This is a genomic window from Variovorax sp. GW823-FHT04B03, from assembly GCF_058796495.1.
In genome coordinates this window covers 463,264-478,865 of the sequence record NZ_JBXAIT010000001.1, presented here as the reverse complement: position 1 = coordinate 478,865, position 15,602 = coordinate 463,264, and the positions used below count along the sequence as shown (strand labels likewise).

Below are 15,602 nucleotides of genomic sequence, written 5' to 3'. Positions count from 1 at the left end.
TCGCGCAGCGGGGGGCTCAGTCGAACGCGTAGGTGAAGTCGGCGTCCTTCACGTCGAGCGCCACGCGGCGGATCTCGCCGCCCGAGGCCAGGCGTTGCAGGTACTCGACCGAAATGGTGGGCAGCACGGTGTTGGTGAGGATCGCGTCGATCACGCGCCCGCCCGACTCCGGGTCCTGGCAGCGCGCGACCACCTGCTCGATCACCGCCTCGGTGTATTCGAAGGGCACGCCGTGGTTGGTCTCCACGCGCTTCTTGATGCGGCCCAGCTGCAGCCGCACGATCTTCTTCATCATCTCGGGCGACAGCGGGTAGTAGGGAATGGTGACGATGCGGCCCAAGAGCGCGGGCGGGAACACCTTCATGAGCGGCGCCTTGAGCGCATCGGCCAACGCGTTCGAATCGGGCAGCAGCTCGGGGTCGCGGCACATGCTCATCACGAGCTCGCTGCCGGCGTTGGTGGTCAGCAGGATGATCGTGTTCTTGAAATCGATCATGCGGCCCTCGCCGTCTTCCATCCAGCCCTTGTCGAAGACCTGGAAGAAGATCTCGTGCACGTCGGGGTGGGCTTTTTCCACTTCGTCGAGCAGCACCACGCTGTAGGGCCGGCGGCGCACCGCCTCGGTCAGGATGCCGCCCTCGCCGTAGCCCACGTAGCCCGGAGGCGCACCCTTGAGCGTGGAGACGGTGTGCGCCTCCTGGAACTCGCTCATGTTGATGGTGATGATGTTCTGCTCACCGCCGTACAGCGCCTCGGCCAGCGCCAGCGCGGTCTCGGTCTTGCCCACGCCCGAGGTGCCGCAGAGCATGAACACGCCGATGGGTTTCTGCGGGTTGTCCAGCCGCGCACGCGAGGTCTGGATGCGGCGCGCGATCATCTCCAGGCCGTGCTTCTGGCCGATGACGCGCTGGTTCAGCGTGTCGGCGAGCTTGAGCACCGCCTCGACTTCGTTCTTGACCATGCGGCCGACGGGAATGCCGGTCCAGTCCGCGACCACCGAGGCCACGGCCTGCTCGTCAACCGAGGGCAGGATGAGCGGCGACTCGCCCTGCACCGCGTGGATCTTCGTCTGCAGTTCGTGCAGCTCGGCCAGCAGCGTGGCGCGGTCGGGGCCGGCCTCGGCGGCGGCTTCACCGGCCGCCGGTTCATCGACCGGCTTGTTGCCCGCGCGCAGCTTGCTGCGCAGTTCGAGCAGCCGATCGACCAGCCCCTTCTCTTCCTGCCAGCGCGCATTCAGCGCTTCGAGCTGCACCTTCGATTCGGCCAGCAGCGTGGCCACCAGCGCGGCGCGCTTGGTCACGTCGATGCCGATGGCCTCCTCGCGGCCGATGATCTCCTGCTCGACCGTGAGGCCTTCGATGCGGCGCATGCAGTCTTCCACCTCGGGCGGCGTGGCGTGCTGGCTCACGGCCACGCGCGCGCAGGCCGTATCGAGCAGGCTCACGGCCTTGTCGGGCAACTGGCGCGCAGGAATGTAGCGGTGCGACAGCTTCACGGCCGCCTCGATCGCCTCGTCGAGCAGCTGCACGCGGTGGTGCTTCTCGAGCACGCTGGCCACGCCGCGCAGCATCAGGATCGCCTTGGTCTCGTCGGGCTCGGGCACCTGCACGACCTGGAAGCGCCGCGTGAGCGCCGGGTCTTTCTCGATGTATTTCTTGTACTCGGCCCAGGTGGTGGCGCCGATGGTGCGCAGGTTGCCGCGCGCCAGCGCCGGCTTGAGCAGGTTGGCCGCATCGCCGGTGCCGGCCGCGCCGCCCGCACCGACCAGCGTGTGGATCTCGTCGATGAACAGGATGATCGGCGTGGGCGAGCTTTGCACCTCGTCGATCACCTGGCGCAGGCGCTGCTCGAACTCGCCCTTCATGCTCGCGCCGGCCTGCAACAGGCCGATGTCGAGCGTGAGCAGCTTCACGTCCTTCAGCTGCGGCGGCACATCGCCGCGCGCCAGGCGCTGCGCGAAGCCTTCCACCACCGCGGTCTTGCCGACACCCGCTTCGCCCGTGAGCAGCGGGTTGTTCTGGCGGCGGCGCATGAGGATGTCGACGATCTGGCGGATTTCCTCGTCCCGCCCGGTCACCGGATCCATCTCTCCCTTCTTGGCTTTCTCCGTGAGGTCGACAGCAAATTTCTTGAGGGCATCGCCCTTGCCCATGGCGGCCGGCGCCATGGCGCCCGAGTCTTCGCCGGGTGCGCCGCTGCCCATGCCGGTGCCGTCCTGGGCACGCATCTGCGCTTCGGGCGAGGCGTCGCAAATTTTCGGAAAGTTGTCGGCCAGGTCTTCGACCTTGATCTTCTCGAACTGCTTCGACAGGCCGAACAGCGGGTTGCGCAGGCTCTGCGTCTTGAGCATGCCCACCAGGATGTAGCCGGTGCGCACCTGCGCCTCGCCGAACTGCAGGGTGGCGTAGGTCCAGGCGCGCTCGATGGCGTTCTCGATGTGCGGCGAGAAATCGCTGATGGCGGTGGCGCCGCGCGGCAGGCGGTCGAGCGCGGCCGTCATGTCCTTGGCGATCACCGACACATCGAGGCCGTAGTGCTGGATCACGCGGTGCAGGTCGGAGTCCTGCGCCTGCAGCAGCTGGGCGAACCAGTGCTCCAGTTCCACGTACGGGTTGCCGCGCATCTTGCAGAAGACGGTGGCGCCCTCGATGGCCTTGTAGGCCAGCGAGTTGAGTTTGCCGAAGAGGGCGGTGCGGCTGATTTCACTCATGGAGGACTCCGTATCTCTTCTGAACGAATGAAGATGGGTTTATTGAAAAGAGGCGGACTGCTTCGGCAGGCGCGCCCTCGACGGCTGGCTGGCAATGCGCACGTCGGCCGCATCGCGCGTGCGCGGGCGTTCGCCGAGCCACGAGACCCAGCCCAGGCGCGGGCCGTTGCCCCGGGCCTGGCCCAGGCGCGTGGGCGGCACCTGTACTTTCTCGAGCACCAGTTCGGCGTCCCATTCGAGGGTGTCGCCGAGCAGCTGCTGCATCCAGCGCTGCAGCACGGGCTGCGCGTCGCCGGTGGGCAGAAACATGCGGTACTGGGCGACCGTGAGCGGCCCCAGGTGCAGGCGCACGCGGTGCTGGCGGTCCCACGCGCGCGTGCCGAGCATCGCGCCCATGCCCATCGCGCGCGAACTCTCCCCCTGCCCCAGCCGCGTGACCTCGTCCGTGGGCACGCGCATCCAGTGGCCGACCCAGCGCTCCAGCTTCACCGGCACGCCGAAGTAGCTGCACAGCACCGACTCCACGCTTTCCGCGTTGTGCACGCGGCGCGCGAGCCAGCCCGAGAAATGCAGGCGCGCGTCGTCATGGATCTCGTCGCGGTCGATGCGCCCCGGCGTGCCGATGCCGACCAGCGCACCGACCTGCAGGCGGAAGCGGTCTTCGCCCGGCCGGTCGAGTGCCACGGCGGGCCGCGACTGCGCCCACGCGCGGTAGAAGTGCAGCGAGAAGCGGTGCGAGAAGGTGTCGAGAAAGGCCAGCCAGGTCGGGTCGCCGTGGTTCAGGCTGCGCTCGCGGATGAAGTCGCTCAGGTGCACCGGCAACGGGCCGTTGGGGCCGATGTAGCCGAAGAAGTGCTGGCGCAGGCGCGGCGGCGAATGCGCGGTGGCCGGCTCGAAGCGACTGAAGCTGGCGGGCGCGAACGACAGCGAGGGCTCCTGCCCCACGCGCACCGGCTCGGCGCTGGGCAGCAAGGCGCGGCCCCAGCGCGGCGTGGTCTTGGCGACGGATTCGATGCGCCGCATCACGGCGAAGTAGTCGAAGTCCCACGGCTGCGCCGACCACCCGCGCAGCGCCTGGTCCACCCGCGTGCTTACAGAATCTGTCGTGTCCCGCACAGCGGCCTCCAGCGCATGGCTTCGCCCTTGCCCGCCACGCGCAGCACGGTCTCGACGAAGTGATTCACCTCGACATGGCGCGCGAGAAACTGCGCCAGCACGGCACCGAACAGGAAGGCGCTGTGGCCGTGGAAGGCGTCCTTGTCGACTTCGAGCGTCACCTCGAGCCCGCGCCCGAAGGCGATCGGGCCCGCGAGCGGCAGGCGCCGCGCCACGGGCTTGCTCTTGACCGACAGCAGCCCGCGCACCTGGCCCTGGCGCATCTCGTCGGCATGCACGGCGTAGAGCATGAGCGTCTCGCGCAGTGCTGCGGCGCCCTGCTCCGGCGTGCTGTCGGACAGCGACAGGTAGTTGAGCGCCAGGTGGTCGATGACGCGCCAGCCCAGCCCCTGGCTCACGACCGGCGACACCGGCCGCGACGGCCCGCGCACCATGCGCACGCGCTGCACGGGAAAGGAATCGACGCAGTCGAAGTCGTTGTCGCGCCCCAGCGGCATCAAGAGCGGCAGGTCGCGGTTGGTGCACAGCGCGGTCACGGCGAGCTGGCGCAGCGTGGCCGCATACGGCGCCTGCTGCGGGTCGACGATCTGCATGTAGACCTCGGAGCCGATGTGGCTGCTGCGGTGGCCTTCGGTGCGCTGGCGCACCGAGAGCATGCGCGGCTCGCGCGTGGTCGTGAAGTAGGCCGGGTGGCTGTTGCGGCTGCCGTGGAAGGCCGAGTAGAACGACCGGAACGGCTGCTCGGCCACCGCGGCGTCGGCCCCGGGCGCGCCGTGACCGATGACCTCGGTGACGGTGTGCACCTCGAAGTCCTGCGGCCGCGTGCGGTCGGGCACGAGGTGGAACTGGCTCACGCCTTCGGTCACGGGCACGCGGTCGAGCCGCTTGGTGAACAGGTTGACGGCGGGCACGCAGTGCAGCTGCACGTTGTCGGCGCTCACCAGCTTCTCGAGTGCCGCATCGCCGCGCGAGAACAGCAGCACGATCTCCAGCTCGGTCACCGGCATCGTCGCGAGCAGCGCCTGCAACCCGCCGATGCGCACGAACTGGAAGCGCTGCGGGAACGCGAAGTACTCCTGCAGCAGCCGAAAGCCCGAGAAGCCCGTGGCCGTGACCGGCAGCAGCGCCTCGTCGTCCCCGAAGCCGACCGCGCCGATGGCGCTGCCCGGCAGGCTGCGCACCGCGCCCTGCAAGGCGCCGCCGGCCGTGAGCGGTCGCACCCACACGCCCACGGGCTGGCCGAGCGCGCATTCGTGCAACTGCCAGGCCACGTCTTCCGCGCCGCCGAAGTGCAGCACCAGGTCGTCGAGCGCGATCTGGCTGAAGTCCAGCCCCGCCGTGGCGCGCAGTGCGATGCGCAGGCCGCCGCGGATGGCGCGCGACTGCGGGTGGGTGTTCAGCGGCAGGTCGGGCGCGTAGGTGAAGTACTGGGCGCGCTGCACCTCGATCGGCCAGATGCGCAGCGCGGCGGCGGTGCGGAACTCGCAGTGCGTGTTCTGCCCCACGGCCTGGCGCGCGCGCAGGCCGGCGCCGCGCGGCAGCGTGGGGCCGGCCGCGAGGTTGGCGTCTTCCGGGTCGGGCACGAACGACACCACGGTCATGGCCGGCGTCGGCGCCAGGAAGTGCGGGTAGACGATGTCGAGCAGGTGGCCCGTGAAGCGCGGGTATTCGGCGTCCAGCTTCAGGCCCACGCGCGCCGAGAGAAAGGCCGTGGCCTCGATCAGCCGCTCCACGTACGGGTCGGCGACTTCCTGGCCCTCGATGCCCAGCCGGTGCGCGATCTTCGGGAACGCACGGGCGAACTCCGAGGCGCTTTCGCGGAAGTAGCGCAGCTCCTGCTCGTACAGGCTCAGCAGCCGAGGGTCCATGTGGACTTACCTTGGGTTTTGCGCCATGTCCACGATCTCTATGCGGCCCTCTTCCAGATCGACGCGGCTTCGCATGAGGAACTCGAGCGGCACGGGCTGCGCCCACAGCATGCCGCGGATCTGCAGGCCGATGCTGTTGTGGGACTCCAGGGCCGGGCCTTCCATGACGAGTTCGACTTCGAGTGTGCGGGACAAAATGCGCGGCTCGAACTGCAGGATTGCGTTCTTCAAAGCCTGTTCCATGCTGACACGCTGCACCGACGAGGTGAACTGGCCAGACAGCATAGGCAATCCGTAGTTGATGACGGAGCGCGCGGCATTCGGGTGCTGCTTGTCGTCCATCGACAGGCCGTGCCCCGTGGCATTGAAGAGCCAGCCGAGGTCGCGCAGCACGGCCTGGCGCAGCGCCTGCTTGGTGAGCGTGCGCTTGTCGTCGCCCTCGCGCTTCTCGTCGGGCGCGTGGTCGACGAGGCGGTCGAGCAGCGAAGGCTGCAGCCGCTCCTGCGCGGTGAGTTCAGCCACCGCCGCTGCTTTCGCCGCCCTCGGCCGCGTCGGCGGCGGCGGGCGTGAAGAGGATCTCGCGCACGTCCATCAGCGCGTACTCGCCGGCGTCGCTGCCGAGCACGCGCTGGCCGTAGCCGGCCCAGACCTCGGGGCGCAGCTCGTGCCACTCGGTCTTGCGCGCCAGGCGCAGCTCGCCGTCGTCCTGTGCCTCGGTGCCTTCGTAGCGCGTGGGAATGAGCGCCAGCGTTTCGCCGCCGTTCTCGAACTGCAGGTGCGCGGGCATCCAGACGCAGTCGCGCAGGTCTTCGGGCGGCTCGATCTTGATGTGTGCCAGGCGCGCGTAGGGAATCCAGTAGTACTTGCCGTTGACGAAGGCCTCGAGCACCGGGCCCAGGCGCATGTCGGCGTCGGCCAGCCATTCGAAGGGCGCGCCGTCGATGGTGCCGGCGATGGCGGGCGCGCCGTCGAAGGCGCGCTGGCGCAGGTCTTCGGCCAGCCCGCTCTCGCCGCGGCCTTGCCGCAGCAGCGATTCGATGAGCAGTGCCAGCCATTCATCGGGCTGGCCGAAGATCATCGGCGTGCGCGTGCCGGCGAACACGTCGGCGCGCAGGCCTTCGCAGCGCACGGCCTCGCCGTACACCTGCTTCATGGGCACGGCGAGCGCGTCGAGCTCGGCCGCGACGGTGAGCTGGTTGAGCGCGCGCTCCCACTGCCCGAGCACGCACAAGAGCTGCGCCATGAAGACGCGGTGCTTGGGGTCGGAGGGCTTGGCGCGCACGTCGTCGCTCAGGGCCTTGAGGGCGGCCACCGGGTCGGCGGCCTTGAGGAAGTCTGCGGCGGTCGTCGTCATGGCGGTGTGCTCCTGGAGGCGTTCGGATTCAGGTCCGGGTGAACTGGCATTCGCGCACCGCGCCGCGCGCGCCGCTGGTCTTCTGCGGCGCCGACTTGATCTTCACCGTGCGGTAGCTGATGGAGACCAGCTCCGAGGGCACGCCCCAGTGGCCGCCGGAGTTGAGCACCAGCCGGCAGATGCGCGCGTTCTCCAGCGAGATCTCGAAGGTGGCCTGCGCCTCGGGCGATTGCGGATCGCCGCCGGCCTTGTAGGCGCTGATGACGACCTTCAGGTCTTTTTCCTGCGCGCGCAGCAGGCTGGCGAGCGTGGCCGTGGCCGCGTCGCTGCGGCGCGCGACGACCAGGTTGTGCGGCACGACCTGGTTCTGCGCGGACGACTCGGGCACCTGCACCGACCAGTAGTAACCGCCGATGTTCAGGCGCGCCTTGCCGTCGTCGAAGACGCGTTCGAGCTCGCCCTCGACGGGCGAGCCCTTGCTCTCGATCATCATGACCAGGTCGGTCTCGGCCGAGCCGGTGCCGATCAGTTCGTAGAACTGCCGTGCGTCTTCGGGGCTCCAGGAGCCGTCTTCGAGAAATGCCATGTCAACCTCCGGATTCGGACAAAGAAAACTGGACCGGGACCACGCGCAGCCGCTTCATGGCCGTGCACCACCGTCTGGTGCGGCGGCGCTCCTGCGCAGCAAGGCCGCGAACACCTGGCGCTCGCCGCTGGCGGCCGGTGGCTGGCCGCCGCGCACGCGCACTTCTGACACATCGGCCTGCGCCGCGGTGGCCACGCCGAACAGGCGCGGCGCGCTGTGGGGCGCGGCCGGCACCGCCATGACGAGCAGGCGCGCCTCGCCGGCCGCATCGAGCCAGGGCAGGTCGAAACGCTTGACCGCCGGCTGCTCGGGCGTGCCGCGCTTGAAGCGGTTGGTTTCGCCGGCCCCGTCGGGGTACACCGCCTGCAGCGCGCCGCGCGCGTCGATGCCGGTGATGACGAGGTCGAGCGAACGGCCGCTGGTGTTGCGCACGTTCAGGCGCACGCGCTCGCCGGTCCGCAGCGCAGGCAGCACGCTCGCGGCCTCGGCGACCGGCACGCTACGCAGCAGCCGGTCGGCGCTCCAGACTTCGAGCGCCGCATCGAAACCGTCGAGCTGGCCACCCTTGGCATGGGCCTGCAGCTGGGCCAGCCACTTGAGCTGTGCCAGCGCCTGCAGGCGGCGGCGCAGCGCGGCCACGTCGGGCACCACGACGGCGGAGGCGGCGGTGCCGAACACGGGCGCAAGCGCTTCGAGGCGATGGCCCGCGGGGCCGAGGTCGGTCCAGCGCACGTCGGCGTTCGCGGGGTCGTCGGCCAAGCGGATCGCGGCCGGGTAGTCGAGGCTCAGGCCGGCGGGCAGCGGCTTGTCGGCGCGCACGCGCAGCGCTGTCGCGGCCGGCTCGGCGACCGGCGTGACGCTCCAGAAGGCGCTGCCCGGCAGGTCTTTCAGCGCCGCGGGCACGGCAAGCCACGCGCCGCCGAGCTTGATCTGCGCGATGGCGGCCGGCGCGCGGCGCACGGTGCCGTCGTCGAGCGTGGCGAGCACGCGCACCTCCTGCTGCGGCGCCAGGCCGTCGAGCAAGCCGGCCTTGACGGCCAGGCTGTCGCCGCTGCGCTGCGCGCCCCACACCGGGCGCGTGGACGCGGGCGCACCGCTGTTGGCGAACAGCGGCGCATCGAGGTTGCCCTCGGCCACGGGCGATGGCAGCTCGCGCGTGGGAAAGCGCTGCGCGAGCTCGTCGATGACCGGCGGGTACAGCGCGAGCACGCCGTCGAACAGGTCGCGCCAGGTGGCGGGCTTGCGCGCCAGCGACTCGACCACGGCCCAGGTCAGGAGGCCCTGCGGCCGGGCGCTGCGCGCCTTGCGCGGCAGGCGCAGCTCGGGCGTGATCTGGTGGCTCTCGGACGCGAACAGCGCCACGTAGCGGGCGCGCGGCACGGCGTCGCTCGCCACCGGCGGAGACAGGGACCGCGCGGGCGATGCACCGCCCGCAAGCTGCGTCGCGCGCAGGCCGCGCCAGCGCACCTCGTCGTCGGCCGGGCCCTCGGCGGTCGCGGGCGCATCGCCCGTGCCCCGCGTCATGGAGTTGGCGGAGCAGGTGTCGAACACCGAGGCGACAAACACGTTCTTCGCCAGGAAGGCCTGGATCCAGGCATCGAAGTCGACGTCGCGCAGGTCGCCGCTGAGCGCGGCATCGGCGCCGAGCGTGCCGCGCACGTCGCGCGCGAGAAAGTTCTCGGACAGGCCGTCGGGCTCCTGGTAGCGCTTGGCGACGTCGCGCAGGCGCGTGCCGTGGCCGGAGAAGTACAGCAGCACGAAGTCGCCGCTGGCCGACTGCGCGAGCAGCCGCGCCAGGGCCTCGTGGATGGCCTGCGATTCGGGCAGCGCGGCACCGGGCACGCCGTCGGCGAGCACCGCAATGTCGGGCGCGCCGAAGCCCTGCTTCAGCAAGGCGTCGCGCATGAGCATCACGTCGTTGCGCGGCGCCTGCAGCCACAGGGCCTGCGGCTGGTTGACGAGTTCGGAGACGCCGACGAGCAGCGCGCGTTGCGCGGCCTGCGCGGCGACACCGCCCGCGCCCCACACCACCAGCGCGAGCAGGAACCGCAGGCTGCACGCGCGCAGGTTCATGGCGGCTCCGAGGCCGGTCCGGCCGACGCGACCAGCGGCGACGTCGCGAGCACCGACAAAGCGCCGACCGGATCGGCCACGCGCAGACGCCAGACGCCATTCGGCCCCGGCCCGCCGACCACTTCGGCCGACATCGTGTGCAGCAGGCGATCGGCCTCGTCGATGCGCACGCCGTCCTTCCAGCGCACGACCAGGTTGGCCTGCGCCGCGACGGGTGCCGTGGGCACCGAGCGAAAACGCACGTCGTCGTCTTCCGCGCTGCCGCGCCCGCCGATGAGCCCCACGTTCTGGATCACCGCGAACAACGCCACCGCCGCGAAGGCCGGGCGCGCCCAGCCTTCGGCGCCGAACCAGCGGCGGATGCTGCCCCACCAGCCGTCCTCGGGCCGCGGCAGCGGCCGGGCGGGCGATGGCGGCGGTGCGGCTGCCGGAGCCTCGTCCTGCGGTTGCGCCAGCGCGCGGCCCAGCTGCAGGCCGGCATCGCGGTACAGCGCCTGGTAGTCGGTGCGCGGGTCCTGCGGGCCCAGCGGCGTGCCCGAGAGCACCGAGAACGCGCCGGCCACGCCGCGCAGCGCGATGCGCCCGGGCTCGGGCGCGATGTCGGGCGCCGCGTGCGCGGCCCATTCGTCGTGCACCGCGCGGATCGCGGCGAGCCGCGTGGCCGACACCTCGCCGAGCACGCGCGCGGCCAGCTGCGGGCTGGGTTCGAGCGTGAGCACGTTCCAGGCCTGGACCACGCCGAACATCGGCTCGAAGGGCTCGTCGTCGGGCTCCAGCAGCACGTCGAAGGGGCCGGCCCAGTCGGGCTCGCCGGCGGCCATCCAGCCCTGCCAGAGGTCGCCGTGGATGCAGCGGTCGAGCAGCACGCCGAGCAGGCGCCCGTCGTGCACCACGCTCACGAGGCGGCCCGGCGCCCAGCGCGCGGTGAAGGCGCGCCGGGCGACAGCCTCGCGGCGCCGGGCCAATTCGGTCAAAGGGAGCAGCAGGTCCGACACCACCGGCGTGCCCGCGCCCGCGCTGCTGCCGTGCGGCATCGCGACGGGTGCAGTGTCCGGCGAGGCATCGCCGGGCGGCGCGCCGGTTTCGAACGCATGGCGGATCACGCTGAGCGGGGGCCAGAGGTCGGTGGTCATGGCGTCTGTTCCTGAATGGCTATGTCTTCAGACATAAGACGCTTCAGCCCCGAGGATTTTGAAAACCTGCAGGATCGCCGCCATGTTGTCGGCCTCGATGGCAATGCCCAGGGTCTGGCCGATCCAGCTGCCGATGCGGGTCTGCGCATAGCCGGCGCCCAGCCCTTCGCGCTTGTGCACGAGGCCCAGCCGCCCGGCGCGGTAGTGGTACGAGGCGATGGCGTGGCGCGAAGCCACGCCCGACAGCCCGCCCTCGGCCTCCTGCCCGAAGCCCTCGCACAGCAGGATGCGCTCAGGCTCGGGCAGCCCGGCGATGAAGGTGCGCGCCGCCAGCTGCACGGCCTGCGCGCTGAGGCCGTGCTCGGCCAGGCAGCCGTCGAGGTCTTCGCCCGGGCCGAGTTCGTCTTCGAGCTGGGCTTCGGTGATCTGGTCGCCGATGGAGACCTTGCGGCGAAACGAACTGGCGCGCGTGCAGTCGATGAGGTAGCGGCGAAAGTACGCGCACAGCGCGAAGGCGGTGGACGGCGCGCTGTGGCCGGCGCGCTCTTCCGACTCGTCGGGGTCGGCATCGAGCCGCAGCACCTTCACGTAGATGAACTGCGCCACCAGCTCCTGCCGCCCCTCGCCCAGCACCTGCAGCTCGGGCGGGTTGCAGGCTACGAGCGCGTCGCCCACGATGCGGTACATGGTGCCCATGTCGTCCGAGGACAGCGTCTGCCGGCGCCGCCAGAGGCGGACGAGTTCAGAGCTCTCGGCGGACGAAAGGGTTTCCTGCATGAAGGGCCAAGGGGGTCGAGAAAGGTGAGGTCAGTCGTCGACGCAGACGCCTTCGGTCGGAACGAGGCACTGCGGAAGATTCGCGCCGACCGGGCCGCCGCGCGTGCGGATCGCCCCCGACACCGCCGCCTGCGCCACGGCCAGGCCGCGCGGCAGAAGAATCCACAGCTGCCCGCGCTCCTTCATGCGGCGCGCGTTGGTGGCGGCCTGCTGGCCGTTGCCGAAGAAGTAGTCGGCCCGCACCGCGCCGCGGATGGCGCCGCCGGTGTCCTGCGCGATGGTCAGGCGCTGCATGGGTGCGCCGCTGCCGGGCGTGCGCGTCGACACGAACACCGGGTAGCCCAGCGGCGTGCTGCGCGGATCGACCGCGATCGAGCGGCCGGCCGACAGCGGCACGCCGAAGGCGCCCACCGGGCCGCCCGCGGGCGAGGTCGATTCCTTGAAGAACACGTAGCTCGGGTCCTTGATCCCGGAGCCGGTCACCGCGCCGGCCGTGCGACGGCCCGGCACCACCACCGCGCCGCTGGCCGTGGGCCGCGCCAGCGTGAAGCCGCGCGTGCGGATCACGCTGTTGTCGATGGCGCCCGTGTCTTCGTCGTCGCCGTCGTCCAGCGTCAGCTCGAGCGAACCGCCGCGCACCTTCACGGCGCTGCGCGGCTTGCCGTTGGCGGCCTGCGCGATGGTCGGGCGGAAGGGCTGGCCGTTCTGCTCGGCATAGGCCACGCGCACCACTTCGCCGCTGGGCAGCTTGATGCGGCCCGAACCCTGGATCTGCATCTCGTACAGCGCCGTGGCGCTGCTCACGAAGGCCAGCACCTTGGCGTTGGGCGCGCCCTTGGTCTCGATCTCTTCGCGCGTGTAGTACGGCAGCAGTCGCTTGCCGTCGATGCGCAGGCGCACCTTGCGGTCGAGCGTGTCGCGGGTGATGGCCGAGAGGTCGAGCGCGTACAGGCCCGGTGCGCCCATGTCGCGCGTGCTCAGGCCGCTTTGCACGATCACGTTGCGGCCCTCGACCTTCGCGGCCACCGTGCCGCTGCCGGCCGGGAGCTTGCGCGCATCGACGAACAGCATGTCCTCGGGCTGGCCGTAGACCGGGTAGATGAACGGCGCGACATAGGTGCGGCTGCCCGCGATCTCGGGCTCGAAGTAGCCGGTGACCACGCCGTCGGGCTTGCGGTCGTCGTCGCGAATCTGGTAGGCCGAGAACTCGCTCTCGAAGAAGCCACGGATCGCCTGCGTGCTCTTGCCGTCGACCTTCAGCGCGCGCTCGCACACCTCTTTCCATTCGGCGCCGCGGCCGTTGAGCACCTTGCAGCTGCCGAGAAACGCCGGCCAGCTTTCCGAGAAGTCGTCGCGCGCCCAGCCCGGCACGGCGTCGAAGCCGACCGAGGTGTAGGTGGCCAGCTGCGTCGAGAAGGTGCGCGCCTGCCCGGCCACGCTGCCGCCGGTGGGGCGGGCCGGTGCGGTCGCGGGGTCGGCCGTGGTGGGCGCGGTGGTGGCCGTGCCCGTGGCGGTCGGCGGCGTGTTGGCGCAGGCGGCCAGCAGCACCAGCGCGACCACGGCGGCCGTTCGGCAAAGGGGAAGTGCGAAGTGCGGCGACGGTGACGTGTGCATGAAAGTCTCCTGGTCGTGTCGTGGAAAGGGGGCCGAAAGCGGCCGACGCTCTACAGACGATTACTTCTCGACGATTTTGAAATTCGCGACGCCATAGACGTCGTTGCACGGCGGGGCGCCCGGTGCGCAGACCGGTTTGCCCAACAGCGGCGACGGCCCGGTGCCGCGCGCGGCTTCGAGTGCCGCGAGCACCGGCAGCGGGAACTGCGGGAACACGCCTTCGTTCTGCACGCCCGAGGCGCCGAAGTCGCGCTCGTGCTCGCTCACGAGCACCGCGAACTGGTTGGTGCCGGCCGGCCCGCCGGCGTCCATCGGCCAGGAGGCGCGCGGCAGCGCGAGCGCGGCGTTGGCGGTGATCTTGTTGTACTTGTCGAGCAGGTTCGGGAACAGCAGGAACATCTCGCCGCCGCTGGACAGCAGGAACACGTAGACGAAGCCGTCGCGCTTGCTGCGCACCTCGAAGGCCAGCTTGTCCTTGCCGATGGCGACCTCGGCCTTCTTCGGCGTGGCCGTGACGTCGAAGCCCGGGGCGGCGCCGGCGGCGAGCGATTGCAGGGATTCGGCGGGGGTGCGCGGCTTGGGCGGCGGCGGCGGAGGGGGTGGCGGTGGGGCCTCGGCGACCTGGGTGGGGGTGTCGGGTGGGGGTGCGGGCGTGGCGGTTTGCGCCGTCTTGCCTGCATCGCCTTCACCGCCTGTGCGGCCCAGGAACCACCATCCGCCGCCTGCTGCGACGACCAGCACGGCGGCGGCGACGGCGCCGAGGACGGCCTTGTTGCTGCCGCTCTTGCTGTTGTCAGCAACAGGTGCCTTGGCGGCGATGGGCTTGGGCATGTGGGCCGTGCCGATCACGGTCGGTGCATCGGCGCCCGACTGACTGCTTCGTGCACCGGACGGCGGCACGGTGCGCGGCGTCGGCGCGATGCTGTGGCCGACCTCCAGGCCCAGCGCCGCGCGCAACTCCGCCATCGATTGCGGCCGTGCTTCGGGCCGCACGCCCAGGCCCGCATCGATCGCCGCGAGCAGCCGGTCGCTGTAGCGCTGGCGCAGGATGTCGTTGCCCGCGAGCGGCACGTAGCTGTCGGACAGCAGCCGCGCCACCGAGGGCGGCGGCGCGCGGCCGCACACGGCGACGTGCATCACGGCGGCGAGTGCGTAGACGTCGGTCCATGCGCCTTGGGACATGTCGGGCATCTCGGCGTACTGCTCGATGGGCGCGTAGCCGGGCTTGAGGATGACGGTGATCGCCTGCGTCTTGTCGGTGATCACGCGGCGCGCGGCGCCGAAGTCGAGCACCACGGGGCGGCCGGAGCCTTCGAGCAGGATGATGTTGTCGGGGGCGATGTCGCGGTGGTAGCAGTGGGCGTTGTGCATCACGGCGAGGGCTTGGGTGACGCCGTCCATGATGCGGGTGAGCCAGGCTTCGTCGACGCCTGCGGGGATCGCTACGAGTGCCTCTCGCAAGGTGTCGCCCTTGTAGAAGGGCATGACCATGTAGGTGGTGCCCTTTTCTTGCCAGAAGCGGTAGACCTTGAGGAGCGAGGGGTGGTCGAACTGGGCGAGGAGGCGGGCTTCGTTGATGAAGCTGCGCATGCCGAGGTCGAAGGTTTCTCTGTGTCTTTCTGACAAGGGGACTACGGTGCCGTCTTGCTGTCTTGTGGATAGCGAGGTTGGGAGGTATTCCTTGATGGCTACTACGCGCTCCAGCGTGTGGTCCCAGGCTTCGTAGACGACACCGAAGCCACCCTGGCCTACGACTCGGGTGACTTCGAATTCGGCTAGGCGGCTGCCTACGGGGAGGAGGCCTGCGTCGTGGGTTGCGGTTGCTGGGCTGGTGACGGGGGTGCCGGAGGCTGTGGTGAAGCCGCCGCCGGTGATGACTGTGGCGCCTGTGTCAGCTTCGCTGGTGGATGGCACAGGCCGTGAGACGACTCGGGTGCGGTCGTCTTCCGGGGGAAGGGCGTTGTCGGTCATTGACCTGCTCCTGCTGGGCGAACGCCGCTTGGGGCTTGCTTTCCGGGGCCGGGTCTCGGCCCGGCGGCCGACCTACTTTTCTTTGCTTCGCCAAAGAAACGTAGGCAAAAGAAAGGCGACCCTGCTGTCTGCGTCCCTCCGCTTCGCTGCGGGCAACCTGCGGTGCTCACGTTTCGCGGGGTCTCGCAGAACTCGCTTCGCTCAAACAGCTGCGAGCCCTTATCCGCGAAACGCTCCGCTCCTCGGCGCATACAGAAGGGGTTTGGATACCAACGGGCCATCGCTTTGCTCGGCCAGTAGGCCGCAGCAGGCGCTTCGCGCCTGCTGCGGCTTGCATGGGGCGTGGCGTTGAACTGGGCAGGGCGCTGGCGCTCGCGCAAGTGCAGACACATGTACGAGT

General features: G+C 70.4%; 11 protein-coding genes. All 11 read right to left on the bottom strand.

From position 1 onward, the window contains the following. Positions 1-16: 16 nt before the first annotated feature. Genes tssH through AC1RAD_RS02035 form a run of 11 tightly spaced genes read right to left on the bottom strand, consistent with a single transcriptional unit; the run spans position 17 to position 15,202 of the window. A complete protein-coding gene (tssH, locus tag AC1RAD_RS02085; RefSeq protein WP_159273679.1) occupies positions 17-2,710 on the bottom strand; it encodes a type VI secretion system ATPase TssH in 2,694 nt (897 codons plus the stop codon). Between the two features lie 39 nt (positions 2,711-2,749). After that, a complete protein-coding gene (tssG, locus tag AC1RAD_RS02080) occupies positions 2,750-3,793 on the bottom strand; it encodes a type VI secretion system baseplate subunit TssG (protein ID WP_492733663.1) in 1,044 nt (347 codons plus the stop codon). 8 nt (positions 3,794-3,801) lie between these two features. Beyond that, positions 3,802-5,694 carry a type VI secretion system baseplate subunit TssF gene (gene tssF, locus AC1RAD_RS02075; protein WP_492733661.1) on the bottom strand — a complete coding sequence of 631 codons (1,893 nt, stop codon included), beginning with the start codon at positions 5,692-5,694 and terminating at the stop codon, positions 3,802-3,804. Positions 5,695-5,700: 6 nt separating this feature from the next. Then, a complete protein-coding gene (gene tssE, locus AC1RAD_RS02070) occupies positions 5,701-6,216 on the bottom strand; it encodes a type VI secretion system baseplate subunit TssE (protein WP_062481207.1) in 516 nt (171 codons plus the stop codon). Next, positions 6,209-7,048, bottom strand: coding sequence for a type VI secretion system accessory protein TagJ (locus tag AC1RAD_RS02065; RefSeq protein ID WP_492733659.1), 840 nt, complete (start codon positions 7,046-7,048; stop codon positions 6,209-6,211). The genes tssE and AC1RAD_RS02065 overlap by 8 nt, the downstream gene beginning before the upstream one ends. Before the next feature lie 28 nt (positions 7,049-7,076). Continuing rightward, the gene (locus AC1RAD_RS02060; protein WP_056584544.1) at positions 7,077-7,634 is read right to left on the bottom strand and encodes a type VI secretion system tube protein Hcp; all 558 of its coding nucleotides are present in this window, start codon (positions 7,632-7,634) and stop codon (positions 7,077-7,079) included. 54 nt (positions 7,635-7,688) lie between these two features. Beyond that, positions 7,689-9,707, bottom strand: coding sequence for a caspase family protein (locus tag AC1RAD_RS02055; RefSeq protein ID WP_492733658.1), 2,019 nt, complete (start codon positions 9,705-9,707; stop codon positions 7,689-7,691). Continuing rightward, a complete protein-coding gene (locus tag AC1RAD_RS02050; RefSeq protein WP_492733656.1) occupies positions 9,704-10,840 on the bottom strand; it encodes a hypothetical protein in 1,137 nt (378 codons plus the stop codon). The genes AC1RAD_RS02055 and AC1RAD_RS02050 overlap by 4 nt, the downstream gene beginning before the upstream one ends. Positions 10,841-10,867: 27 nt before the next feature. After that, positions 10,868-11,617: a hypothetical protein gene (locus AC1RAD_RS02045; protein WP_492733654.1), complete on the bottom strand. Its 750-nt coding sequence runs from the start codon at positions 11,615-11,617 to the stop codon at positions 10,868-10,870. A gap of 30 nt (positions 11,618-11,647) precedes the next feature. Next, entirely contained in the window at positions 11,648-13,231 is a 1,584-nt protein-coding gene (mltA, locus tag AC1RAD_RS02040) for a murein transglycosylase A (RefSeq protein ID WP_095950933.1), read from the bottom strand. A gap of 60 nt (positions 13,232-13,291) precedes the next feature. Beyond that, complete coding sequence (locus AC1RAD_RS02035; protein WP_492733652.1) at positions 13,292-15,202, bottom strand: protein kinase domain-containing protein; 1,911 nt, start codon at positions 15,200-15,202, stop codon at positions 13,292-13,294. Positions 15,203-15,602 lie beyond the last annotated feature (400 nt).